The following is a 25,046-nucleotide window of genomic DNA, read 5'->3' on the forward strand; positions in this document are numbered from 1 at the left end:
TGAAGATTAGGATCAACCGCTAATCTCCCTCAAAATCAGGATTTGGTCTTGGGGGTACTGCGATCGGATTTTGCTAAACCTCTACTGAATGAAGCCTGAATCCTTGTCTATTATTTAATAATATAGACAAAATTCTTAACAATATGTTATCAAAATCTACCTCTCAAGCGATCGATCAGTTCCAAAATACCTTGAAACAGCTTCACACGACCTTGATCTTAGTCCCTTTCGATTCTACCGATTTAAAACAGACCTTTCAACAGGCAAAAGTCACCTTTCAAACCCAAATTATGGGGATCAACGAGAGTGATTTTGATCCCCCTGTTGAGTCTAAAATCCAATCCTATTTAACTGAAACTCATAAACAGATGCGACTCTTAGAAATGGATCTAAAATTTCTACAAGCATCCCATCAATCTGCCACCTTCCGCACCCGCCTCACCCAAATTCAAAATCGCCTCGATCTCCTGTTGAGTTATGGTGAAGCCATTTTGAAAGATGTTTGATACTGAAACCTAAACAGTGAAATCTTTTTCCCTGTTCCCGGCTCTAACCAATGCGACGAGGGAGTTCCACTCGAAATGTTGTTCCTTTTCCCGGTTGGCTTTCTACAGTAATACCCACATTCCGCAGATATTTAAGTCAATTTAATTTTCAACTAAATTGGAATAAATAAAAGCCCAAATGATTGCTATGTAATAATTTGGGCTATTTTTAATGTAGAATAATAATTGGAGTAACTGAACAAATAAAAAGATGAAAAACCCCCTAGAAGCGATGGAAATCGTAAATTTAGACCATTTAGGAATAGTGGCAGGGATAAAGGAAGAAGGAAATCAGGAAGAAGAAGAAGAAATGAAAGCGATAAAAATAGTGCATGGATACTCAAGAGATAAAAGACCAGATCTAAAACAATTTATAATAGATATGGTGGTAAGTGGAGATGGAGATGTGCCATTATATCTAAAAATAGATGACGGAAATGCCGATGATAAAAGTGTATTTGTAGAAAGACTAAAAGAATTTACTCATCAATGGACATTTGAAGGAATATGTGTAGCAGACAGTGCGTTATACACAGCAGAGAATATAGGAGCAATGGCGGGAATGAAATGGATAACGAGAGTGCCATTAAGTCTAAAAGAAGCGCAAAATAAGATAGTGGAAATAGAAGAGGAAGAATGGGTTCCTAGTAAAATAATAGGATACAAAATAGCAACGAAATCAAGTGAGTACGGGAACAGCAAACAAAGATGGCTAGTGGTAGAAAGTGAAATCAGGAAAAAAGCAGCGATAAAAAAAATATCAGAGCAAGTAGAAAAACAGTTAGAGAACGCTAAAGCAGCACTGCGTAAGCTATCAAAACAAGAGTATGCCTGCATAGCAGATGCAGAGATAGGGATAAAAATGTTATCAGATTCGTGGATATATCACGAAATAAAAGAAATAAAATGCACAGAAAAAGCCAATAACAAAAGCCAAAGTAAAACGAAAAAAGGAAATAAAGAAAAGACAATAGTTTATCAAGTTACAGGAGAGATAGAGGCAAGAGAATCAGTAATAGAGGGGGAAAGAATCAAAGCGGGAAGATTTATATTAGCGACAAATATATTAGACAAGGAAGAGGTGAGGAATCAGGTCAAGAAAATAACGAATAAACCGACAATGCGATGGATATTTAAAATGTTTCAAGCGGTGCATTTAGTCAAGATAAATGGGGAGAAATAAGTGAGTAACTTAACCCGAGAACGTCAAGAAATATTGCAGCATTTAGGGAAAGATTGCTGTCAATACTATTTAATGATTTCTGGGGTATAAAGATTAAGAGAAAGGGGGAAATAGTTGAAAACAAATCTAAGTTATGAGTCAAGATGAGAATTCTTGGCTGGAATCAACTTGGGTATAAAATATAAATTGGTTAAAAAAGTAGGATTCTATTTTCTTTAATAAATATAAATTATTTCTATTTAGCTAAACACCAGTATATTAGCCATAAGATATGATAGTAAAGCCTGGAAAATTTAACGAAAAAGTGTAATGAACATCGAATTTTTTAGAATTAGTAAAAAATTCGATGCCCATCTGCGGAATATGGGTTCCAAAGCTTTTTAGAAAATCCTAGAATCGCATTAAGGAGGGTTCGTAATTCATGAGAAATAGCTGACGGGGTGACAACCCCGTTAAAAGGTTGATAAAATCAAGGACATAGCCCTTAACCCCCTCTGAAAAAAAGGCAACTTGTTACGTCTGATCAGCATTAATTCATTGACAAGTTCTTGAAAAAACTCCATTCCTATTACCCAAGATGAAAGGTTTCAATTAGCAGTTAAAACGGTGAAAACGAGTATAACCAAGACTACGACTGCATGGAATTCTATCAATTGGGCGAAAGTCCAAAGGGTAGTATTTAAGCTGCAAAAGAGAATTTACCAGGCATCATTATCGGGACAAAATGCGAAAGCTCGGAATCTCCAAAAACTTCTAGTTAAGTCATATTACGCCAAACTCTTAGCGATAAGAAGGGTAACTCAAGATAATCAAGGCAAGAAAACAGCCGGGGTAGACGGAATTAAATCCATCACACCCAAACAACGATTAGAACTTGTAGAAAACTTGAGTAAATATCAAAAGGTGAAACCACTCCGAAGAAAATGGATACCCAAACCCAACGGAGAGAAACGACCTCTAGGAATCCCAACGATACAAGATAGAGTCAGGCAAGCCTTGGTGAAATCTGCATTAGAACCCCAATGGGAAGCCAGATTTGAGGGTAAAAGCTACGGGTTTAGACCCGGACGTTCAGCCCATGACGCAATGTCACGAATCTTCCAAAGCATCAATCACGGGGAATACTTCATTCTTGATGCTGACATCTCAAAATGTTTTGACCAGATTAATCATGATTACCTACTGTCCAAAATTGATTGTCCATCAATAATAAAAGCCCAAATCAGACAATGGTTAAAAGCTGGAGTGATGGATAATGGCAGATTTGAAGCAACAGAGGCAGGCACTCCACAAGGCGGTGTTATTAGTCCTTTACTTGCTAACATCGCACTGGATGGAATCCTTATGACGGAAACTGGACTTATTGGAGTACAAGGAAAGGAACATCAAATGAGGTTCCCAAACGAGTAGCAACTTTGCTCAAAAAACAAAAAGGCAAATGTAATCTCTGTGGTCAATATTTCACCCCAGATGATGTTGTAGAAATCGGGACACAATTCAACCCAAATCTTTACGTGGGAAAGACGAATATAAGAACCTACAACTACTGCATCGCCATTGTCACGATATTAAAACGGCATCCGATGGATCTTACAACCCAAAGGAAACCGGATGTTCTGAATGACAGAACAGGCAACTAAACTAGGAGCCGTGTGCGGTGAAAGTCGCAAGCACGGTTTTGAATGGGAGGTGAGGGTTGCAAGGCTCTCATCGACCCCTAATTTTTGACTTGATGGGGCTTTTCACGCATACTACCCCATCTTTTTTTACCGCAATTTGGCTCCCTTCCCTCTAGCTCAGGTTTTTGACGGGGTTGTCACCCCGTGAGGTCAGGGACTGCATCAAGGGAAGTCCCAACAGTAAATAGTTTTCCTGCCAACCAAAGATGCCCAGACGTGGAATTTGAACCACTGCTGCATTGAACTGTTGATTCAGCAAAATTTTATGGAATTGAGGAGCTTGGAGTGCTGTTGTCAATTCATCGACCAGAGCAAATAAATCAGGAGCTTGATGACGACTGAGCCTTAAACCTTGAGGAGATGGGATAGTGACCCAAAGTGAACGCGCAATCACCCAGGCTGGAATTAGCAACACAATACCCAGCTTGATAACGGCACCACTGATATGCTGACTAAAGATTATAAATAAGACGACTAGCCCGACTAATCCTAATAACGCAGCAAGTATCAAAAAGATATAGGCATACCCTAATACCGCAAACAGGGCAACTCGTAGACGATAACTTTGAGGATGACTTTTCGAGAAAGTTTCCAACTTTTCGACTAATACGTCAAACTGTGTCTGTGTGATTGCCATAGGAAATTTAAGATGGGGACGATCAAAACAGGCAACTTATTCGAATTTATGAATATAACAATAGCTGGCAGCGACTTAAAAATAGCCATTGCCAGTCTAAAAAATTTGTACGTTAAAACAGCGTACAACAGTAATTAAATTCAGTCTGAGGATTAAATAGAAGACGATAATCCTATGATTCTTCTTCTTCGTCTCCGGCTTCAACTTGTTTGAGGTGAATATGCTTACGTCCTAGAGAAATTTCAAATTCATCACCAGGATTCAAATCCATTTGTTTTGTATAAGCCGCACCAATTAACAAGTTACCATTTGACTGAACACTAATCCGATAACTAGCGGAGCGTCCACCCCGTCCGTTTCCTTGTTGTTTGCCATCTAACTCAATTCCCTCTGCATCAATTAGAGCATTCAGGAATTTCATCATGTTGACGCGCTCAACATTGTTTTTAGTCAGGGTGTAGTAACCACATTCTCTAGCTTTCTCTTCTTTGCTCAGATGTTCAAGTCCTTTGACTTTATCGAGTAAAGCTTCTCCGGTCAGAGGCTGAGGTTGAGGATCAGAACTTTTCTTTTTAACCATTAACTGTTCCTGTAAATATTTTGCAAAAGGTCTTGACTTTTTTCTGGAATGGCTGTTCAGTCATCCAGAGGGTTTAGCTAGATCGCTACTTGAGAAACTATATTACACTAATTAACGAAATTGTTCACCTGTTTCTTAAATTTTTTAACAGATCTAATTGAGATCAAGGAGTTGAGTGGAAGGGTGGGACATCCAACACCTGTCGATCACGTTCAGCTATCAGCTTGTCAGGAATAGTATCGATCTCCATCACATCAAGTCAAACCCCCCTTTGAACAGAAAACTTACCTGTCCAGACTGATGAGAAGTTATCAACTCCAGACTAAACTCTTGGGAGGGGGTTATTACTGCCATTTTCCTGTGAGTTGTAGCGAATTCCTTTTAGGTATGCTCAACTTGGTAGAATCTGTCAAGACCATCTTTACCCTTTAAAACTCAATTGCAAAGTTATCTATTTTATTACCGAGGATGAAGTTAACTACACGGGGACACTATAGCGTTAAAGCCTTACTCGATCTATCCTTACAACGGGGGATCGGGCCGACTTCTGTAAACGCGATCGCACAGCGCCAAAATATTCCTGCACCTTATTTAGAAAAACTCCTAATTGAGATGCGACGATCGGGGTTAGTTGAATCAGTTCGAGGAGCTCAAGGAGGCTATCAATTGGCAAAATCTCCAGCCCAAATCTCCCTAGGACAAATCTTAGAAGCAGTAGGAGAAACCATTGAACCTTTACCCCGCCATCAAGCGGATATTGAACAAGCAGAAGATTGGGTAACTTTTACCCTGTGGAATCGCTTACACCAAAAGCTCAAAGAGGCTCTCTATGGGATTTCCCTCGAAGATCTCTATTATGATGCTCGCAGTTGGCAAGCTGCACAAGGGGAAGAAACAAGTTTTGTTGTTTAGAGAATTTTGAATCCGAGAATCTTCCTCCAAGATCCAGTGTCCTTTTCGATTTATCCTTTGTCCATGACGGATTTTAATTCCCTGATCATTTTATTCATTGCTGCTGGATTAGATTATCTCATTGGAGATCCCCAAAGTTGGTTTCATCCAGTGCAGGGGATGGGGTGGGTAATTACTCACTATACGCAATTTTTCTTTAAACACTTAAACCAACCCATAATGCTTCGGATTGCAGGGGTATTCCTCACCCTGATTGTCGTGTTAGGGAGTGCCTTGACAGCGGCTTTAATTGGATATGGTGTGCAAGCATTAGTCGTTCAATTTCCCTGGAATCCAATTTTGAGCATTGCAGTAGAAAGTATCCTCTTGGCCAGTTGTTTTGCGGGTCGAAGTTTAAGGGATGCCGCCGAGGATGTTCTGTACTGGATTGATCAAAAAGATTTAGTCACGGCTCGTCAACGATTAAGCCGTTATGTGGGTCGAGATACTGAAAGCCTATCCGAGTCAGAAATCCTTAGAGCCGTTTTAGAAACGGTCACAGAAAATGCCACCGATGGTGTCATGGCTCCTTTATTTTATGCCCTAATTGGTGCGCTATTTCCAGTTGTGGGTAGTGTCCCTCTTGCTTTTGCTTACAAAGCCGCTAGTACCCTCGATTCTATGGTGGGTTATCGAGAAGCACTTTACAACGATATCGGATGGTTTAGTGCCAAATTAGAAGATGTTTTAACGTGGCTTCCCTGTCGATTAACGGTAATCATAATTGCTATCTTATCAGGAAAACCTAAATCTGTTTTAAACATTTGTCAACGAGATGCGGTTTTTGATCCGAGTCCGAATGCCGGATGGAGTGAATGTGCTTATGCTGCCGCTTTAGGAGTACAACTCGGAGGAAAAAATTCCTATCGCGGGGTGATCAAACACAAACCTTTATTGGGAGATCCCCAACAACCGATTACATCTACCACAATTGAACACGCATTACAACTGACTCGATATAGTTTTTTAATCGCGTTAGGATTATTTGCAGGAGGATTTATCCTTTGGGGCCTGGGAAAATAATCCTGAATATCTTTAAAAAACTCAAGATTGTTAATCTTTAATCCAATATGACAAAAATAGTTGAAATTCTATCGGCGACTGAACTCCGGCGAACCCTGAACCGAATGGCTTCCCAAATTATAGAAAAATATGGGGATTTAGAAAATTTAGTTTTATTGGGAATCTATACCAAGGGGGTTCCCTTAGCGAAACTTTTGGCTCACCAAATTGAGGTCTTAGAACAGGTTTCGGTTTCTGTGGGTGCGTTAGATATTACGTTTTATCGAGATGATTTGGATCAAGTCGGAATGCGAACTCCTGAAAAAACCACCATTCCCTTTGACTTGACGGGGAAAACCGTTGTTTTAGTTGATGATGTCATTTATAAAGGGAGAACCATTCGCGCCGCCCTCAACGCCGTGATCGATTATGGCCGTCCTGAAACCATTGGGTTAGCTGTTCTTGTAGATCGAGGTCATCGTCAACTTCCCATTCACCCCGATTTTATTGGAAAAATACTCCCCACCGCCAAAGAAGAACAGGTAAAAGTTTATTTAGAAGACCTGGATGGACGAGATGCGGTTGAATTGTTGTCCCCGAGTTCTTAAGAGGGGACAAGGGGAAGGGGACGCTCGCTAACAGTCAAAAGTCAAGCGTCAAAAGCTAAAAGCCAACCGTTAACAGCCAAGCGTCAACCAAAATAGGTCATACTGTTAAAAGTTGAGTTTTATTGAAACTCAATGTCTGTGTCAATTTCCCCGAATACTGTTCCGATGGATATTGCTTCTACTCAAATTGAAAGCCGCAAAGCAGATCACCTGCGGATTTGCTTAGAAGAAGATGTGCAGTTTCGACAAACAACAACGGGATTAGAACGTTATCATTTTACCCATTGTTGTTTACCGGATTTAAACCGCAGTGAAATTGAAATCACAACCTCGTTTTTAGGTAAAATATTAGGATCACCGTTCTTAATTTCCTCAATGACCGGGGGAACACAACAAGCAAAATTAATTAATCATCGGTTAGCGGCTGTCGCTCAACACTATAATATTGCAATGGGGGTGGGTTCCCAACGGGTAGCGGTAGAAAATCCTGATGTGGCTGATACTTTTGCCGTGCGATCCCTTGCTCCTGATATTTTACTCTTTGCCAATTTAGGAGCGGTGCAGTTAAATTATCAATATGGTTTAGAAGAATGTCGAAAAACCATTGATTTATTAGCAGCCGATGCCTTAATTTTACATCTTAATCCCTTACAAGAATGTATTCAAACCGAAGGCGATACCAACTTTAGAGGATTACTCCCTAAAATCGAACAATTATGTGCTCAACTTCCTGTTCCTGTGATTGCTAAAGAAGTCGGAAATGGGATTAATGCAGCCATGGCAAAACAATTAATCGAAGCCGGAGTTGCTGCCATTGACGTTGCAGGCGCAGGCGGCACATCTTGGGCTAAAATTGAAGGAGAACGCGCTCAAGACCCCTTACAACGTCGCCTAGGGGAAACCTTTACCAATTGGGGAATTCCAACGGCTGATTGTATTAGCAAAATTCGCGAACTTTCCCCCGATATTCCGTTAATTGCTTCCGGGGGATTACGCAATGGTTTAGAAGCGGCAAAAGCGATCGCCTTGGGTGCAAATTTAGCCGGGTTAGCATGGCCGTTTTTGCAAGCCGCTGCTGAGTCTGAAGCAGCCGTCTATACTTTAGTGGAAATTTTACAAGCTGAACTGATTACGGTTCTTTTTTGTACGAATAATCGTACCCTTTCTGAACTGCAAACATCAGGAGCATTAACTCTGGAAAAATAAAATCATCCCTCCCTCTCCTCCCTCCTAATTGAAATTAATTACAATAGATTTAACCCTATCCCTGAATCATAATTATGAAAGATTTTTTCAAGTTTACATTGGCAAGTTTATTAGGAAATTTAATCGGACTTGTCTTAATTACCACAATGGGAATTGGTGGATTAATTTTCCTGATTATTATGAGTGCCAGTCAAGATTCAGGGCCACAAGTTAAAGATAAATCCGTATTGGTATTTGATTTATCCTTAAGTGTTAGTGATACTGGCCCTAATCCCTCTACTTCAGAAGCACTACAACAAGCCTTATCCGAAAATACTTCCACAGAAATTCAATTAAGAACCTTAGTTCAAAGCATTGATCAAGCCAGCAAAGATAAGAATATTATCGCCCTTTATTTGCAAGGAACTAATAGTCCAACCTCCGCAGGATTAGCTAATTTAAAAGAAATTCGTCAAGCCTTACAACGGTTTAGAGATAGCGGGAAAACCATTATTGCTTATGATATGGACTGGACAGCACCGGAATATTATTTAGCTTCCGTGGCGAATCAAGTCATTGTTAATCCTTTAGGTTCTTTAGATATTAAAGGCTTGAGTTCTCAAGTCATGTTTTTAACTGGTGCATTAGAAAAATATGGTATTGGCGTGCAAGTTACACGGGTGGGGAAATATAAATCAGCCGTTGAACCTTTTTTACTCAAAAAATTAAGTCCCGAAAGTCGGCAACAAACCCAACAATTGTTAGGAAATATTTGGGGAGAATGGTTAAGAACAATTGCTCCTAGTCGTCAAGTTACACCCCAACAGTTACAAGCTTTTTCTAATACGGAGGGAATTTTATTAGCAAATACGGCATTAAAAGGAAAGCTGGTAGATCAGATTGCTTATGGAGATGAAGTGGTTACTAACTTCAAAAAAATCACGGGAGAATCTCCAGAAGAGGATAAGCAATTTCGCCAAATCAGTATTACTTCCTATTCAAAACTACCTGATGTTGCTAAAAACAATAGTGGCGATAAAAATAGCGATAATAAAATTGCCATTGTTTATGCTGAGGGTGAAATTGTTGATGGAAAAGGAACCTCAACTCAAATTGGAGGAGATCGGTTAGCGAAAGAATTAAGAAAACTTCGCTTAGATGTAAAGGTAAAAGCAGTAGTTTTACGGGTTAATAGTCCAGGGGGAAGTGCCACAGCCTCAGAGGTAATTGGACGGGAAATAGAACTGATCCGCAAGCAAAAACCTGTGATTGTTTCGATGGGAAATTATGCCGCGTCCGGGGGATATTGGATTTCAATGGGTGCGGATCAAATTTTTGCCGAAACCAATACCATTACTGGATCAATTGGGGTGTTTGGATTGTTATTTAATATTCAAGATATTTCTAGTCAAAATGGCATTACTTGGGATATTGTTAAAATGGGTAAATTTGCCGATATTCAAAGCATTAGTCGCCCGAAAACCCCTGAAGAATTAGCAAAACTACAACGGATTGTAGACTTAATTTATGAACGATTTGTTTCTCATGTAGCCACGAATCGCAAATTACCCAAGACTAAAGTTCAAGAAATTGCTCAAGGGCGAGTTTGGTCAGGATCACAAGCCAAACAGTTAGGGTTAGTCGATGAAATTGGAGGGTTAGATGCCGCGATCGCAGCAGCCGTTAAAAAAGCGAATTTAGGGGATAATTGGACATTACAAGAAGCTCCGAAACCTCGAAGCTTAGAAGAACGAATCTTGGAAAATTTATCTGGAGAAAATACCAGACATTCCGTAGCGATGCCTGTTGATCCCTTGACAGATGAATTTCTCAGACTTAAAGAGGAATTATCGACCCTAACAACAATGAATGATCCCAAAGGAATTTATGCTCGTTTACCCTTTAATTTAAGAATTGAATAAAGAAATCGTAAAGATTAATTAACGATGGGTGCGTTTGGTATTGAAAATCCTAAAGACTACCCCTACAATCAATAAAACATAAACAGATTCTGAAATTTCCCCCTCCCTATAGGTCTATAAACTTAGAGATTGATGTCTCCAACAATCTACATCCAGTGACATTAAAATTTTCCCTCTGTTTTTAGGAGATTCTCATGACATTACCCTCAAAAAAGGCTCCGACCATTGGACTTGTGGAAGTACCCGCCCTGGGATTATATGACGAAGAGGGGCATAACTGGACGGCCTTATATCGACGGAATACTCTACTCAGTAAGCAGGTTTTAATGGCTGACTTACAAGCGGGTGGTTTCGATGCTCAATTGGTTAATCTCAAAGATGGTGATTGTCGAGAACCCTTTGGAGAAGTGACCTGGAAAGGCATGAATCTGACCAAAGCTTATGTGGGGCGACGGATTTTTGATGTCGATCCAGACGCTTATGACGCTTGGGGTGTTACCGTTAACTACACCCAAGAACGCCAAGTCACCTGTATGACCATCGCCCATCTCGCCAGTAAAGGCAAACCTGTTGTTGTGGGCGGTTCTGATGCTATTGCTGAACCCGAACATTACCTAAAAGCAGGTGCAACAGCCATCGTCACTGATAAATCCGGTGCAGCCAATTGGCCGATTTTTGACGATGTAGTGGGAACACTGCCACGAGAAAAGCTGACGGGTGTACTTTTTGCGGATGGTCGTTCTTATCCCAACCGTACTAAAGCCATGAGCCCGGATGAGTGGGCATTGCCATCGGTGGACGTAGCCCAGCAATGTTTGGGCCAAGAATATTCAGAAGAGCCTTTTATTGAAGACCTTGTACCCATCGGCTCAGTCTATCCTGATATTGGGTGCGATCGCAAATGTGACTTTTGCCAAACCCCAACCTACACATCAGGTTATCGGCGGATGTCACCGGAAACCACCCTCAAATGGATTGCTCGTCAGAAGGAAGCCGGGGCAAAATGTACAGTGATGGGTTCTGATCAATTTCTGGGTCGCGTTTTGTTTCCAGAGGGACGAGAAGAAGTTCTAAAAATTACTAAAGGCGCCAGAGAAATTGGAATGCCGCTTTTATGGCCTAATGGTTTGGAACTGAGAAAAGCGACTTTAGGCCGAGGACGTAACTATGATCATACAGACCTTTCACCAGACGAAGAATTAATCGAAGCCCTTTGGGGATGGGATGGCAAAGTTGGGGGGTTTCTGGGTTATATTCCCGCCGAACGTCCGGTTTTTGGCCGAGAATCCTATGCAAAGCTTCTCCCTTGGCGGCAACATTGTGAGATGATGCGAGCCATTGTTCGAGTCGGTCTTCCGGTAATTGTCTATGGTTTTATCATTGGATTTCCTGATGACAACCATGACAGTTTATTGCGTCTTGAAGAAGCCATTTTAGAACTACATCAACAACTGCGAGAAATTAACCCAGATTTAGAATTTCAAGTTGCTTCCTATTCTATTTCTCCCATACCCGGAACACCCCAAGGCGAAAATATCCGTAAATCGGGTTTATTACGCTTTGATGATCCCTCAATTGTGGGTGGTTTATGGACGCCCTGTTGTGACACCCACCACCTCAGTTATGAAGAGATTTCTGAGTGGCAATTTCGATTAGCTCAAATTGGCAAAGCTGAATCTAAATTGATTAACTATCATGGCGGACTGACCAAACTATCAACCGCTAGTTAAACAGAAATTCTACCCAGTTATACAACAATGAGAACACCCAATCCTATTCCACCAGAACCCGGTCAAGAATCCGTTTGGGATTATCCCCGTCCTGCTTGTTTAGAAGATACAAATAAACATCTGAAGGTGATTTGTAAGGGGATTATTTTAGCCGAAACCAATAGAGGCAAAAGAGTCTTAGAAACTAGCCATCCTCCAACTTATTACTTTCCTCCAGAAGACATTAAATTAGAACATCTGATTGCAACACCCAAAAAAGGATTGTGTGAATGGAAAGGGCGATATCAGTATTACGATGTCAGCATCGGTGATCAATATATTAACCATGCCGCTTGGTGTTATTTTGAACCGACCCCCGGTTTTGAGTCGATTCAAGAATACTATGGTTTTATTGCTAGTTTAATGGATGCTTGCTATGTTAACGATGAGCAAGTAATCCCTCAACCGGGGGAGTTTTATGGGGGATGGATTACGGCTGATATTGTGGGGCCGTTTAAAGGTAGCCCTGGGACTTATGGATGGTAAGTCATGAAAATTGAAGTCATTAAAATAGATGATTTGGCAATTCATGAACATCATCTTGATATCTCCTATCGTGCCGATCAATTTCGATTTTCCACGAAAGTTTTTTATCATGATGTCTCATTTTCAGCCCTGATAGAAAAGTATTCTCAACCCTTAATAGAACGCATTACTGCCCATATTGCCTTATTTGAAGGCATGAAATTCTGTTCTTTATTTCCCAAATATTACGATATTTCAAAAATTTCTCCCCATCTGGAAAAGCCTGTTTTAGATTTATTTATCAAAATCTATCAAGGCGTATTTGGTCAACATTGGTATGAAAATAATATTACCAATTATCAACATCCTGAAATCATTTATTCACAAACATTAGGAGAAAGTCATCCGGTTTCAATTTTAGGGGATAATCATACAATTCTGACAGGTTGTGGAGGAGGCAAAGATAGTATTTTAGCAATGAAAATGTTGCAAGAAGCAGAAATTCCTTTCGCTTCTATGCAATATTCTCATAGTGTTTATGGCAAAGCTGATTTACAACATCAATTAATTGCTCAAGTATTGGAAAATGTTCAACCGATTAAAAGCCATAAAATCTCAATTTTTGACGATTTCGTTGACTTTCCCTTTTTCCAACTTTATTTTCCCGAAAATTCAGGAATTACCGCCCCAGAAACCCCTGTTTCTATCTTTGAATCCTTAATTTTAATGCTCGATGGAGGATACAATTATTTATGTTTAGCCCATGAAAAAAGTGCTAATACAGGAAATCTGTTTTGGTCAGAAATTGGACAAGAAGTTAATCATCAATGGGGTAAAAGTCTGGAATCTGAACAGATTTTAGATCAATTTGTTCGAGATCATCTTTTATCCAACTTTAAATATTTTAGCATCTTACAACCGATTTACGACTTCCGCATCTTTCAAAACTTAAGCAAATATCCCGAAGTTATTTCTACAATCTATTCCTGTAATATCCAAAAACCTTGGTGTAAAAAATGCCCAAAATGTGCTTATGTTTGGTTGGGGTTAATGGCTTTTTGTCAGCATGAAAAGGTTGATGCTGTATTTCAATCTAACTTATTTGATGATGAAGATTTACAGCCTACATTTCGAGAAATGTTAGGTTTATCAACCCATACTCCGTTTGAATGTATTGGCGAAATCGATGAAAGCCGTTTGCTGATGAAAAAATGTTTGGAGAAAGGTTTATCGGGTAAAGCCTTAGAAATGTTTGCTCAAACCATTCTTTCAGATTTTTCTATAGATTGGCTAAATATCGAACAAAAGTATAATTTTATTTACTCCAAAGAACACGCTATTCCAGAGCAGATATTTGCTAAAATAAAAGACAAATTATAAACCGAGTTCTACCCGTCTTACAACTTATGTTTCATGAATGATTCTCAACCCAAAATCCGCATTGAACATCTGATCAAAATCTATGGAGAAAATTGTCGTGATGCACTGAAACTATTTTCCCAAGGTGCAAACCGAGAGGCGATTTTGCAAGCAACGGGTCAGGTTTTGGGTATTGCAGATGTGTCTTTTACCATTAACCCAGGTGAAATTTTTGTGGTGATGGGGTTGTCCGGTTCAGGTAAATCGACTCTAATTCGTTGTATTAATCGTTTGATTACCCCAACCAGTGGACACATTTATATTGATGATGAGGATATTGCCTATATTGATGAAAAACGTATTCGTCAAATTCGTCTCACTAAAATATCAATGGTGTTTCAGCATTTTGGCTTATTTCCCCATCGAACTGTCGCTGATAACGTAGAATATGGGCTGAAGTTACGCGGAATCAGCAAAACCCAACGTCGGAAAAAAGCCTTGGAAGCCTTGGAAGTCGTTGGGCTGGCTCAATGGGCCGACTACCGACCTTCGGCTCTGAGTGGGGGAATGCAGCAACGGGTGGGACTGGCTCGTGCGTTGGCGACGGATGCTGAGATTTTACTGATGGATGAACCCTTTAGTGCCCTCGACCCCTTGACTCGCCGGGAGATGCAAAATGAATTATTAAGACTTCAGAAAGAGTTGAACAAAACTATCGTTTTTATTACTCATGACACTCCCGAAGCTTTAAAATTAGGCGATCGCATTGCGGTAATGAAAGAAGGAGTAATTGTTCAGCTTGCGACTCCTGAAGAACTATTAAATCAACCGACTAATGATTATATCCGGGATTTTATTCAAGATGTTAATCGAGGACAAATCCTCAAAGCAGGAACCATTACCCGTCCAACCCTTTCCTTAATTCTCGGTGAAGATTTAGATCAACTCGCACTCCAACAGATACAAAGCTCAAATAAAGAGCGAATCTATATACTCAATCCTAACAAAGAACCTGTTGGTTTTCTTGATCCAAAACAGCTTGATCTCGCAATTCAACAAGACGTTAAAAATATTACTCAATTCATGGAAACCAACTTTTCTAAAGTTTCAGAAACTGTACCTTTAGAAGATGTTTTTCACCTTTACCGCCATGAACAAAACCTAGTCGTGGTTGATGAAGCCGGAAAATTTAAAGGAGTTTTAAAACCCACAGATATCCTCGCTAGTCTAAGCAAGTTTAGCGATAATTTTAACTAAAAAAATCGTAATTCGTAATTCGTAATTCCTAATATGTTCAAATATTCAAGAGTAAAACTATTAAAAACATTAATTTTAACAATTCTATTGTTAATCGGTTTAATCAATTTTTCCTCCTTAGCACAAACCACAACTAATTCAGATCTACCTGGAAAAGGCGTGATGATTCGTTCCGCAACAAGTGATTGGATTGACGATCGATTTCAAGCTGAAATTATTAATATAGGCTTAGAGAAACTCGGTTATAAAATAGCGCCCCTGATAGCAGCAACTTATCCGGCTGTCTATACCGCAGTGGCGAATGGAGATTTAGATTTTGCGCCCATTTTTGGAGATCCTGGACATAATGAATTTTATAAAAATGCGGGCGGTGACAAAAAATTAGAGAAAGTGGGTCTACTGTTTCCCCTGATTCAAGGTTATCAAATTGATAAAAAAACGGCTGATCAATATAAAATTACTAACTTACAACAATTTCAAGAGCCGCGTATTGCCAAGATCTTTGATACCGATGGAGATGGGAAAGCGGATCTCGTAGGTTGCGATCCCGGTTGGAGTTGTGAGTTAGAAATGGATTACCATTTAGATGCTTACAAACTGCGGGATACTGTAGAAATTAATAAGGGAAATTATACCGCCTTAATTGCAGATGCTTTAACTCGTTACCAACAAGGAAAACCAGTTTTTTTGTATGCTTATAGTCCCTTCTGGTTGGGTGATATTCTGAAAGTAAATCAAGATGTTATCTGGCTGGAAGTTCCTTTTACTGCTGTTCGCCCAGGTTATGGAAAAGTAACTGAAAAAGATACATCTGTCAATGGTAAAAATCTGGGAATGGTTCAAGGAAAATATCGAGTAATTGCTAATCAGAAATTTTTAGAAAATAATCCATCTATTCGACATTTTTTTGAACTCGTTAAAATCCCTTCTGAAGATATGGCTAGAGAAAGTTCTCGCATTAAACAAGGTGAAGATAAACCCCAAGATATTCGTCGTCATGCTGAAGAATGGATTAAGGAGAATCAAACCCAATTTGAAGGGTGGATTAATCAAATTAAGCAGATTAATAACAATCCCGAAGCACCCTCATCCAGTATCCCGAATCCAACTAACCCAGAAGCTTTAAACAAGTTAAATATTCTATTAAATCCCTTCCAACTTTACACAATTCCTCTCGCTCATTGGATTACCACCGCCATTAATTTTCTAGTAGACCACTTTCGCCCCTTTTTCCAAGCCATTCGGATTCCGATTAGTTGGGTACTTGAAGAAATTCGCCGTTTATTGTTAACAATTCCTCCTCTGATTTTCCTGCTGCTGTTGGGTTTAACGACCTGGAAACTAGCTGGGCGAAGAGTCGGAATTTTTAGCGTACTAGCCCTTACTTTAATTGGTTTTATAGGACAGTGGGAAGCAGCAATGATTTCCCTGGCTTTGGTCATTACGGCGGTGATCTTTTGTATTCTTGTGGGGATTCCGTTGGGTGTGGCTTGTGCACGCAGTAACCGATTTGAACAAGGGTTTCTCCCCCTTCTGGATGTGATGCAAACCCTACCCACTTTTGTTTATTTAGTTCCGGTGATTATGTTATTTGGAATTGGGGAAGTTCCGGGAGTAATTGCTACAATTATCTACGCCCTTCCTCCCTTAATTCGGTTTACAAATTTGGGAATTCGACAAGTCTCGACCGAGTTTGTTGAGGTGGGTTATGCGTTTGGTTCAACCCCTAGACAAATCCTCTGGGATGTGCAAATTCCCCTGGCTATCCCGACAATTTTGGCGGGAGTCAATCAAACGGTATTATTCTCTCTGGGAATGTCGGTTATTGCTTCGATGATTGCAGTTCCAGGGCTGGGTTTAACGGTATTACAAGGGATGGGACGTTTGGATGTGGGAATGGCGGCGGTGGGGGGACTAGCAATTGTTTTGTTGGCTATTTTACTTGATCGAATTACTCAAGCCATTGGAAAGGTGAATTAGGAATTAGGAATTAGGAATTACGAATTAGGAGAAAAATTGCCCATAAAAACCGAAAAGGATAGCTGAGATCGCACCGATTAATGTATTAATAAAATTCACAATTTCATTGGTTAACCAGGTAAACTTTGTTTGTAAGGTTGCCCCAATCACACTTTCTAAATTCGTCGCAATAAACGCAGCAATAACACACCAAAGAATCCCCCAGATATCAATTAACCCAATACTATAACCCAAAACAGAAACAATAATAGAAGCCACAACACCTGCTAATGTTCCTTCTAAACTTACAGCCCCTTCTGTCCCTTTAGGAACGGGTTTTAAGGTGGTAATTAAAAAGGTACTTTTGCCATAGGCTTTACCAATTTCACTTCCACAGGTATCAGATAATTTTGTACTAAAACTGGCAACATATCCTAATAATAATAGCGGAATCCAAGGCTGTAGTTCAACTGCATCAGGAAAAAAACCCTCTAGGACAAAGACTCCTAACGCACATAATGTGGCCGTTAACGCCGAACCCCAGACATTTTCTGGCCCCCTAGCACCGCCTCGTTTTTCTGCAATTCCGGCGGCTTCTTTTTCAGCTTTTCCAATGCGAGTCACACCCGACCCCACTAAAAAATAAAACGCCACAATTACATAACCTTGCCATCCTAAACACCCCCAAATTAGTACCCCCAACAGCCAAGCGTGCAGCCATCCGGCGGTGGTTAATAAGGTTTTGGCTAAAATTACCCCTAAACTAATTAAAACTGTATTTAAAGCGATCGCAAATAGCCAAGGATTAAGCCACACTAATTCATGAATCATGATTTGGATCTCAAAACGATGAACAAAACTTTATTCCATCTTGCCTTTCCCGTGAACAATATTGAAGAAACCAAAGCGTTTTATGGGGAAGGGTTAGGCTGTGGACTGGGGCGAGAAACCCCCAATTCCATTATTATGAACCTTTATGGTCATCAAATTGTTGCCCATGTCAGTAAAGAACCCCTAACACCCCAAAACGGGATTTATCCGCGACATTTTGGCTTAGTCTTTACCTCGGAAGCTGACTGGGAAACCCTCTTAAACCATGCCCAACAAAACCATCTTAAATTTTACCAAGAACCTAAACGCCGTTTTCCGAATTTACCCACAGAACACCGCACCTTTTTCTTAGAAGATCCCTTTCATAATTTTTTAGAGTTCAAATACTATTGTTATCCCGAAGCGGTGTTCGGTTGTAATGAATACGCCCAAGTCGGAGACGCTTAAAATTCGGTTTGTTACCCGTTATGACCGGAAACCATAGCGGGTGATACCGGAGTGGGGAGGGTTTTTAACGGTGTATTTAAGGCTTCCTCAACCCGAACTAAACACTTTGGATCATTGACCATCCAGGAGTGAACTAAAACATTTACAATAAATTCTTGACCAATGGGCATTTGAGAACTTTGAGCCGGAACAATCATGCTGTCATAGGGTGTCCAAATTGAGGTAAAATTAATTCGGTCTAAGGTTTCTAAATCCCGATTTAAGTCTTGTAAAAACGGACAATTTGAACGCATTTGAGATGCGGCTAAGGTGGGGTAAAGGTATCCGGTTAAAGTTCCATGATGAGGTGAGGAAATGGTGATGAAACGTTGAACTCGTTCAATCCCGCCTAACCTTTGGACATAGTAACGACTGACAATTCCCCCCATACTAAAGCCGATTAAATCAATCGGTTGTTCGGCGGGGAAAGTTTGAGTCACATAATCAGCAACTTGCTTGGCTAAGACTTCTAATCCTAATCGGCCATCATTAGGAATGAGATTCAAACTATGAACATTCCATCCCCGTTGAGTTAGATGGGCTGTCATGGTTTTAAAAATAGCTTTAGTATCAAAAATACCATGAATCAATAAAACCGGATTGCGAGGGGTGCTGTTATTCATCGGATCAACACGAGATTAATCTGGTTCCAACTTAGACTATCACAAACCCTACCCGACTACGGGATATGACACTCCGGGAATTGGGTGTTAGGGAATGGGCAACCGTCAAGCAATTCTGAGAATTTTGTAAATAAATGCAAAGATTTAACAGAATTATGGTGAATCAAGCCCAAGACAGGGGCTTATCTTGGAATAAATGTAACAAAATGTAAATTTTTATAGACAAATCTTTCATTCTTCTTTAATCTATCGTTAGGGCTAAAGCTTTAAATTTGTTAAAAATACAGACGGAGTAAACATAATGTTAGGTAAACTATTCAATTCTAAAAAAGATGAATATTTTTTAGAGTTTGGCGAAGCGAAAGATAAGCAGGCTCCTCAACCTGAGTCCAAACCTGCACCCCAAGCTCAAACAAAACCAGAAAAATCTGCAAAGACTAAAACCCCATCGGCTCCATCAGCGCAACCTCAGACCACCGCCGTTGTTCCTCCTCAACCTAAACCCGCCCCTGCTAAGGAACCTGCACCCCTCAACCCGGGACAAGTCAAAACACCTGCGGGGATGACCTTCGCCCCAGATAATTTAATGCCGAACTCCTCTACTCCTCGCCGGTGGCCAGGGCCAAGTATGGCAATGTTTACAACTATGGCAAATCAGATGAATCGTTCTTAATCAATATCAATCCTTCAGAACAATTTTTCAAGCCTTTAGACCCCCCTAACCTCATTGAGACGGCTAGGGGGGTTGTTCTCTTTCTGAGGGATGAAAAATATCCAAAAATTGGGGGAATTTTATTGAGAATTCAGCAAATTCTTGTAGAAAGCAAGAGGTCTTGTATAATAGAGTCGTGTGACACATCCATCAATAAAGAACCCTGAGTGCCAAGGGTGCGAAATAATCTACTTAATTTTTGACGATGCTCATCAATAATCGTGTCGTCACATCCCAGTTCAATTCACAACGCTCACTCAAGCGTCAAAACCTCACTCATCTCAGGGATAGGAACTGGCGTAGATTGAGTAAAAAACTGACTTCCCCTAAACTTAGGGTTTCCAAGTCAGAGAATTTCTCACAATTTAGGGAGGATGCTACCATGCCTCCAAGGTAGGCGATTTCAGGGATGATTATGACAAAAGATACCGATCTGATCAAAAGTCTGAGCCCCAGCGCCATGGATCAGATCATGTTATATCTGGCCTTTAGCGCGATGCGAACCAGTGGACATCGACATGGGGCTTTCCTGGATGCAGCCGCAACGGCGGCAAAATGCGCTATCTATATGACTTATATGGAGCAGGGAAAAAACCTGAGAATGACAGGACACCTGCACCATATTGAACCGAAGCGAGTTAAAGTGATTGTTGAGGAAGTTCAACAAGCATTAACCGAAGGTAAACTGTTAAAAATGTTGGGGTCTCAAGAACCTCGATATTTGATTCAATTTCCCTATGTTTGGTTAGAACATTATCCTTGGCAACCCGGTAAATCTCGCATTTCCGGTAGTAGTTTAACCTCAGAAGAAAAGCGGGTTATTGAAAGTAAACTCCCGAAATATTTACCCGATGCTCAATTAATTAATTCCTTTCAATTTATGGAATTAATTGAATTTTTGCATAGGCGTTCTCAAGAAGATTTAGAACCGAGTCGCAGAATGCCTTTAAGTGAAGCTTTAGCAGAACATATTAAGCGACGTTTAACTTATTCCGAAACAGTTATTAAAATAGAATCTCCTTGGGGAATGCCCTTTTATGCCTTGAATCGTTCGTCCTATTCTCCAGAAGATCAGGAAGAACGCACTTATATTATGGTTGAAGATACAGCTCGATATTTCAGATTAATGAAAGATTGGGCTGAACGTCAACCCAGGGTCATGAGGGTTTTGGAAGAATTAGATATCCCTCCTGAACGAATTGATCAAGCGATTGAAGAATTAGATGAAATTATTCGTCAATGGGCTGATCGATATCATGAAAAAGGGGGAGAACCCATGGTGGTACAAATGGTATTTGGGCCAAAAGGAGAGGATTAAAAAGCAAGGGCTAGGGCTGTTTCATGGGTCAGGTCAGAAAGAATAAAGAAAAAGCGGTCGCATCTAATAAAATCAAGAGCGATCGCAATTTTTTATTAAAACTGAACATCTACTTACTGTTCCCTGTTCCCTACTATTAGAAAATTAATCTTGAATATTGAGGGTGATTTTAGCGGATTGAAGTTGTTGATTTAACCAGCGTTCAAATAACTCATTTTGCAACCGTTGTTTGATTTGAGGATTCTCTAAGGACGCTTCTAAAAATTGTTCAACTCGGAAAATACACCAGCCTCCCTCCACTTCTTGGGGGCTAATAATTTGTCCGGGTAGGGTTTGCTGCACAATGACCTTAAGAGAATCGGGTAAAGTTGACAAAGAAACGGCTCCCATCATGCCATTAAACGAGCTTTCATTGGTAATAGAATACTCTTTTGCTAATTCTTCAAACCGGGTTTCTTGTTCTTTTAAACGGTTGAATAATGTTTCTGCTAATTCATAGTCATTTAAAGAAATGCGGGACAGAATCACCGCATCTAAGGCGGGTTTTCGTTGGACAAAATAGTTTTCCAGTTCGGGTTCTACCACCAAAAGTTTAAGTTTTTCTCGTTTGAACCCCAGCATAATTTGCTGGTGAAACCCTTCATAACTCATGCGATTATTTTCTAACCACTGTTGAAACGCTTGAGGGTCACTGAGATTGCGTTCTAGCCTAAAGTTCACAACCGCTTGTTCAATACTCGCAGCCGGGACATCTAAATCAGACCGAGCTTGCAATTCCCGATCCAGAATATATTCTCGCAGAATATCTGTGATCATCGGCTGTAATTTTCCAGCCGTTTGCAAATATTTCAGTGCTTGACCTAAAATAATGGGTTCGTCGTTAACGGTTAAAAAGGGATTCGCCACTGAGATTTACATCCTAAAAAATTCTATTCACCAATATTGTATGGGTTGAGGTTCCCTTCCTGTAAAATTTGGGCGTAGATGTTGATAGGAAATTGAAATGAGCATTCACGTTGAATCTCAACCCAGTTTAGAACGATTGGAACAATTGGGGGTTTTTAATTGGCCTATTTGGGAAAAGGAGGTTTCAGAGTTTCCCTGGACGTATGATGAAAGCGAAACCTGCTATTTATTAGCGGGGGATGTCATCGTTACCCCAGAGGTTGGCGAACCAGTCCAGTTTGGGAAAGGGGATTTAGTCACCTTTGAGGCGGGACTGTCTTGTCGGTGGAAAATCCGGGCAGATGTTCGCAAACATTATAGGTTTGGGGATTAAATCTCTGCTATTTAGGCGTGCCGTTATTTAGACGTGCCGTGGCACGTCTCTACAGTAACAACCCACTAATCATTCCCCCTAATAAAACAAAACCAATTCCGACATTATCACTAAAAATTTTGCCATAAATCGGTCTAGGAAGATCGGGGTTTCGCAGTTGCCAATATTGTTTTGACCAGATCACAATAGAAGCAGTTAGGGTCAGCCAATATTCCCAATGTAACTGTAGATTCCAGCCTAAAATTCCTAATAAAATTGCTGTGCCTAAAAAGAAGATCCCAACGGCATTAGCAGATTGTTCTCCAAAAAAGATGGCACTAGAATTTACCCCTAAACGAATATCATCTTCGCGATCGCTCATGGCATAAACGGTATCAAATCCCAACGTCCATAATACCGTTGCAGCCCATAAAAACCAAGTAGCTGTTTCTAAATTTCCCACCGCCGCCGTCCAACTAATTAAGACAGCAAATCCCCAAGCAATTGATAGAACTAATTGGGGAATGGGAAACACCCGCTTTGCTAAAGGATAGCCAATAATCACCGGAACAGCCGCCACACATAAGCCAAAACTTAAAGGGTTTAAATAAACGGCCAGTCCCGCCGCACAAATGAAGGCAACCCCAGCGATAACCAACCCGGTTTTGACCGTTAAGGCACGGGAAGCGAGGGGACGGGTGCGAGTGCGTTCTACTTCCGGGTCAATATCCCTATCCCATAAATCATTCACGACACACCCAGCGGCACTGGTGGCCAAGGTTCCAAAGACAATCACTAAAATTAAAGCTAAAGGAGGTGTGCCATTGGTTGCTAAAACAATAGCCCATAAGGCAGGAATCATCAAAATTAGGCGTCCGGCGGGTTTATCCCATCGCAACAGTCGAATAATAATTTGCCAAGTCGGTTCCGGTAGATTAGATTGGGTCAGCATTGCGCGTTGATATCGAGATTAAGAGATGGAGTCTTCACAATATTTTTTAACACAGATCCGCAATCGGTCTAAAATTAAAAAGAATAGCTTCTTAGAGAGTGATTATGGTCACATCAATGCCTTTGGTGAAGAGTTTTGAACCCGCAGATGATCGAGATCGAATCTTAGCCGCCATTGATTTAGGAACAAATTCTCTGCACATGGTTGTGGTGAAAGTTCAGCCCCAACTGACCACTTTTACAATTATTGCACGGGAAAAAGAAACCGTTCGTTTGGGAGATTGTGGAGAAAAGGGCAACCTCAAACCAGAGGTAATGGAACGGGCGATTAATTGTTTAAAACGGTTTCAAGGCATTGCTCAAACCTTTAATGCGGAACAAATTGTGGCCGTAGCAACCAGTGCGGTTCGAGAAGCCCCCAATGGTCGAGAATTTATTCGCCGAGTCGCTGATGAATTAGATTTAGAAATTAGTTTAATTTCCGGTCAGGAAGAAGCCCGACGCATCTATTTAGGGGTACTTTCGGCAATGGAATTTAATAACCAACCCCATATTATTATTGATATTGGTGGGGGGTCTACGGAATTAATTTTAGGAGATGGTTGGGAACCTCGATTTTTAAGTAGTACAAAAGTGGGGGCGGTGCGGTTAACCCATGATTTTGTGCATACAGATCCGATTAGTCGTGCGGAATTTTTATATTTACAAGCTTATATTCGAGGCACATTAGAACGAGTTGTTGATGAATTATCTTCCCATTTAAAATCCGGGGAAATTCCTCGTTTAGTGGGAACTTCAGGAACGATTGAAACCTTAGTTGGAATTAAAGCTAGAGAGAAGTCAGGAACAGACCCCACTCGGTTAGTTGGGTATAAATTAACCTTAGAAGACTTACAAGAATTTATTAATCGCATTCGCAAATTATCTTATCAAGAACGATTACAAATTCCGGGAATTGCTGACCGTCGCGCCGAGATTATTTTAGCGGGGGCTTTAATTTTACAAGAAGCTATGACGTTGTTAAATCTGCGGTCTTTAACGGTGTGTGAACGCAGTCTCCGAGAAGGGGTGATTGTAGACTGGATGTTAACTCATGGGTTAATTGATGATCGACTTCATTATGGCCGTTCAGTTCGGGAAAGAAGCGTGTTAAAAATTGCTCAAAAATATCAAGTTGATTTAGAATCTAGTCAACGGGTTGCTACTTTGGCGTTAAGTTTATTTGATCAGACGAAAGGATTATTACATAATTGGGGAGAAACTGAACGGGAATTATTATGGTCTGCTAGTATTCTTCATAATTGCGGATTATATGTGAGTCATTCTGCTCATCATAAACATTCCTATTATTTAATTCGCTATGGAGAATTATTAGGATTTACAGAAATGGAAATTGAAGCGATCGCAAATTTAGCTCGATATCACCGGAAAAGTAGTCCTAAAAAGAAACATGAAGCTTATCAAGGTTTACCGCGACGGTTTCGACAAGTGATTGATCAATTGCATCCTTTATTAAGATTAGCAGTGGCATTAGATCGACGTTTGATTGGTGCCATTTCTCAAGTTATTTGTGAATATAAACCGATGGCACGGGAGTTTTATTTGAAATTAAAACCAACCCATGCTGATGATGATTGTGCTTTAGAATTATGGAGTTTAGACTTCAAGAAAGAAGCTTTTGAAACTAACTATGGGTTAAAGTTAGTGGCTCAATTAGAACCTTAATCTTTTGGGGTGCGTGCGCGGAGCTTACACACCCTACAAGA

Annotated in this window: 22 protein-coding genes and 2 pseudogenes; 18 read left to right on the plus strand and 6 right to left on the minus strand. The window is 40.4% G+C overall.

Features of this window, described 5'->3' with window-relative positions; translation table 11 throughout:
- The first annotated feature begins 143 nt into the window (after nucleotides 1–143).
- The 3 genes and pseudogenes from patD to PL9214_RS15070 all read left to right on the plus strand — a co-directional run bounded on the left by patD (nucleotide 144) and on the right by PL9214_RS15070 (nucleotide 3,352).
- Entirely contained in the window at nucleotides 144–506 is a 363-nt protein-coding gene (patD, locus tag PL9214_RS15060) for a heterocyst frequency control protein PatD (RefSeq protein WP_072719611.1), read from the plus strand.
- A gap of 316 nt (nucleotides 507–822) precedes the next feature.
- Nucleotides 823–1,818, plus strand: a pseudogene (locus tag PL9214_RS15065) (IS1634 family transposase); the annotation flags it as partial.
- 516 nt (nucleotides 1,819–2,334) lie between these two features.
- Nucleotides 2,335–3,352: pseudogene (locus PL9214_RS15070) on the plus strand (group II intron reverse transcriptase/maturase).
- 167 nt (nucleotides 3,353–3,519) lie between these two features.
- On the opposite strand, the gene PL9214_RS15075 reads toward PL9214_RS15070, so the two are convergent.
- Complete coding sequence (locus PL9214_RS15075) at nucleotides 3,520–4,044, minus strand: M48 family metallopeptidase (protein WP_186440369.1); 525 nt, start codon at nucleotides 4,042–4,044, stop codon at nucleotides 3,520–3,522.
- A gap of 172 nt (nucleotides 4,045–4,216) precedes the next feature.
- A complete protein-coding gene (locus PL9214_RS15080) occupies nucleotides 4,217–4,624 on the minus strand; it encodes an AbrB family transcriptional regulator (RefSeq protein WP_072719612.1) in 408 nt (135 codons plus the stop codon).
- 468 nt (nucleotides 4,625–5,092) lie between these two features.
- Between PL9214_RS15080 and PL9214_RS15085 the strand changes: the two genes are divergently transcribed.
- The 10 genes from PL9214_RS15085 to proX all read left to right on the plus strand — a co-directional run bounded on the left by PL9214_RS15085 (nucleotide 5,093) and on the right by proX (nucleotide 17,122).
- Complete coding sequence (locus PL9214_RS15085) at nucleotides 5,093–5,536, plus strand: Rrf2 family transcriptional regulator (protein WP_072719613.1); 444 nt, start codon at nucleotides 5,093–5,095, stop codon at nucleotides 5,534–5,536.
- Nucleotides 5,537–5,599: 63 nt separating this feature from the next.
- A complete protein-coding gene (gene cbiB / locus PL9214_RS15090) occupies nucleotides 5,600–6,598 on the plus strand; it encodes an adenosylcobinamide-phosphate synthase CbiB (protein ID WP_072720057.1) in 999 nt (332 codons plus the stop codon).
- 47 nt (nucleotides 6,599–6,645) lie between these two features.
- Nucleotides 6,646–7,185: a bifunctional pyr operon transcriptional regulator/uracil phosphoribosyltransferase PyrR gene (gene pyrR, locus PL9214_RS15095; protein WP_072719614.1), complete on the plus strand. Its 540-nt coding sequence runs from the start codon at nucleotides 6,646–6,648 to the stop codon at nucleotides 7,183–7,185.
- 132 nt (nucleotides 7,186–7,317) lie between these two features.
- On the plus strand, nucleotides 7,318–8,391 hold the full coding sequence (gene fni / locus PL9214_RS15100; protein ID WP_072719615.1) for a type 2 isopentenyl-diphosphate Delta-isomerase: 1,074 nt from the start codon (nucleotides 7,318–7,320) through the stop codon (nucleotides 8,389–8,391).
- A 74-nt stretch (nucleotides 8,392–8,465) separates the two neighbouring features.
- Nucleotides 8,466–10,292: a signal peptide peptidase SppA gene (gene sppA, locus PL9214_RS15105; protein ID WP_072719616.1), complete on the plus strand. Its 1,827-nt coding sequence runs from the start codon at nucleotides 8,466–8,468 to the stop codon at nucleotides 10,290–10,292.
- Between the two features lie 194 nt (nucleotides 10,293–10,486).
- A complete protein-coding gene (locus PL9214_RS15110) occupies nucleotides 10,487–12,022 on the plus strand; it encodes a radical SAM protein (protein WP_072719617.1) in 1,536 nt (511 codons plus the stop codon).
- Nucleotides 12,023–12,049: 27 nt separating this feature from the next.
- The gene (locus tag PL9214_RS15115) at nucleotides 12,050–12,547 is read left to right on the plus strand and encodes a DUF427 domain-containing protein (protein ID WP_072719618.1); all 498 of its coding nucleotides are present in this window, start codon (nucleotides 12,050–12,052) and stop codon (nucleotides 12,545–12,547) included.
- 3 nt (nucleotides 12,548–12,550) lie between these two features.
- Nucleotides 12,551–13,906, plus strand: coding sequence for a MurL-like N-terminal domain-containing (locus tag PL9214_RS15120; protein ID WP_072719619.1), 1,356 nt, complete (start codon nucleotides 12,551–12,553; stop codon nucleotides 13,904–13,906).
- A 33-nt stretch (nucleotides 13,907–13,939) separates the two neighbouring features.
- The gene (locus PL9214_RS15125; protein ID WP_072719620.1) at nucleotides 13,940–15,142 is read left to right on the plus strand and encodes a quaternary amine ABC transporter ATP-binding protein; all 1,203 of its coding nucleotides are present in this window, start codon (nucleotides 13,940–13,942) and stop codon (nucleotides 15,140–15,142) included.
- Between the two features lie 33 nt (nucleotides 15,143–15,175).
- Complete coding sequence (gene proX, locus PL9214_RS32325) at nucleotides 15,176–17,122, plus strand: glycine betaine/L-proline ABC transporter substrate-binding protein ProX (protein WP_245824256.1); 1,947 nt, start codon at nucleotides 15,176–15,178, stop codon at nucleotides 17,120–17,122.
- Nucleotides 17,123–17,146: 24 nt separating this feature from the next.
- Here proX and PL9214_RS15140 read toward each other — a convergent pair whose 3' ends face one another.
- The gene (locus PL9214_RS15140; RefSeq protein ID WP_072719621.1) at nucleotides 17,147–17,932 is read right to left on the minus strand and encodes a TIGR00297 family protein; all 786 of its coding nucleotides are present in this window, start codon (nucleotides 17,930–17,932) and stop codon (nucleotides 17,147–17,149) included.
- Nucleotides 17,933–17,950: 18 nt separating this feature from the next.
- Between PL9214_RS15140 and PL9214_RS15145 the strand changes: the two genes are divergently transcribed.
- Nucleotides 17,951–18,379 carry a VOC family protein gene (locus PL9214_RS15145; RefSeq protein ID WP_072720059.1) on the plus strand — a complete coding sequence of 143 codons (429 nt, stop codon included), beginning with the start codon at nucleotides 17,951–17,953 and terminating at the stop codon, nucleotides 18,377–18,379.
- Between the two features lie 11 nt (nucleotides 18,380–18,390).
- On the opposite strand, the gene PL9214_RS15150 is transcribed toward PL9214_RS15145, so the two are convergent.
- Nucleotides 18,391–19,041 (minus strand): lipase family alpha/beta hydrolase, encoded by a 651-nt coding sequence (locus tag PL9214_RS15150; protein ID WP_072719622.1) that lies wholly within the window; start codon nucleotides 19,039–19,041, stop codon nucleotides 18,391–18,393.
- Nucleotides 19,042–19,342: 301 nt separating this feature from the next.
- Between PL9214_RS15150 and PL9214_RS15155 the strand changes: the two genes are divergently transcribed.
- Both PL9214_RS15155 and hetR read left to right on the plus strand, forming a co-directional pair.
- On the plus strand, nucleotides 19,343–19,714 hold the full coding sequence (locus PL9214_RS15155; protein WP_072719623.1) for a hypothetical protein: 372 nt from the start codon (nucleotides 19,343–19,345) through the stop codon (nucleotides 19,712–19,714).
- 454 nt (nucleotides 19,715–20,168) lie between these two features.
- Nucleotides 20,169–21,071: a heterocyst differentiation master regulator HetR gene (gene hetR / locus PL9214_RS15160; protein ID WP_072720060.1), complete on the plus strand. Its 903-nt coding sequence runs from the start codon at nucleotides 20,169–20,171 to the stop codon at nucleotides 21,069–21,071.
- Between the two features lie 144 nt (nucleotides 21,072–21,215).
- Here the strand turns inward: hetR and PL9214_RS15165 are convergent, their stop codons facing one another.
- The gene (locus PL9214_RS15165) at nucleotides 21,216–21,977 is read right to left on the minus strand and encodes a peptidylprolyl isomerase (protein ID WP_072719624.1); all 762 of its coding nucleotides are present in this window, start codon (nucleotides 21,975–21,977) and stop codon (nucleotides 21,216–21,218) included.
- 97 nt (nucleotides 21,978–22,074) lie between these two features.
- On the opposite strand from PL9214_RS15165, the gene PL9214_RS15170 reads away from it, so the two are divergent.
- Nucleotides 22,075–22,350 (plus strand): cupin domain-containing protein, encoded by a 276-nt coding sequence (locus PL9214_RS15170; RefSeq protein WP_072719625.1) that lies wholly within the window; start codon nucleotides 22,075–22,077, stop codon nucleotides 22,348–22,350.
- A gap of 49 nt (nucleotides 22,351–22,399) precedes the next feature.
- Here the strand turns inward: PL9214_RS15170 and PL9214_RS15175 are convergent, their stop codons facing one another.
- Nucleotides 22,400–23,281, minus strand: a complete 882-nt coding sequence (locus tag PL9214_RS15175; RefSeq protein WP_072719626.1) for a 4-hydroxybenzoate solanesyltransferase — start codon at nucleotides 23,279–23,281, stop codon at nucleotides 22,400–22,402.
- A 104-nt stretch (nucleotides 23,282–23,385) separates the two neighbouring features.
- On the opposite strand from PL9214_RS15175, the gene PL9214_RS15180 reads away from it, so the two are divergent.
- Nucleotides 23,386–25,005, plus strand: a complete 1,620-nt coding sequence (locus PL9214_RS15180) for a Ppx/GppA phosphatase family protein (RefSeq protein WP_072719627.1) — start codon at nucleotides 23,386–23,388, stop codon at nucleotides 25,003–25,005.
- Nucleotides 25,006–25,046: the final 41 nt, after the last annotated feature.

It is taken from the genome of Planktothrix tepida PCC 9214, from assembly GCF_900009145.1.
In the GTDB taxonomy this organism is placed as follows: Bacteria; Cyanobacteriota; Cyanobacteriia; order Cyanobacteriales; family Microcoleaceae; genus Planktothrix; species Planktothrix tepida.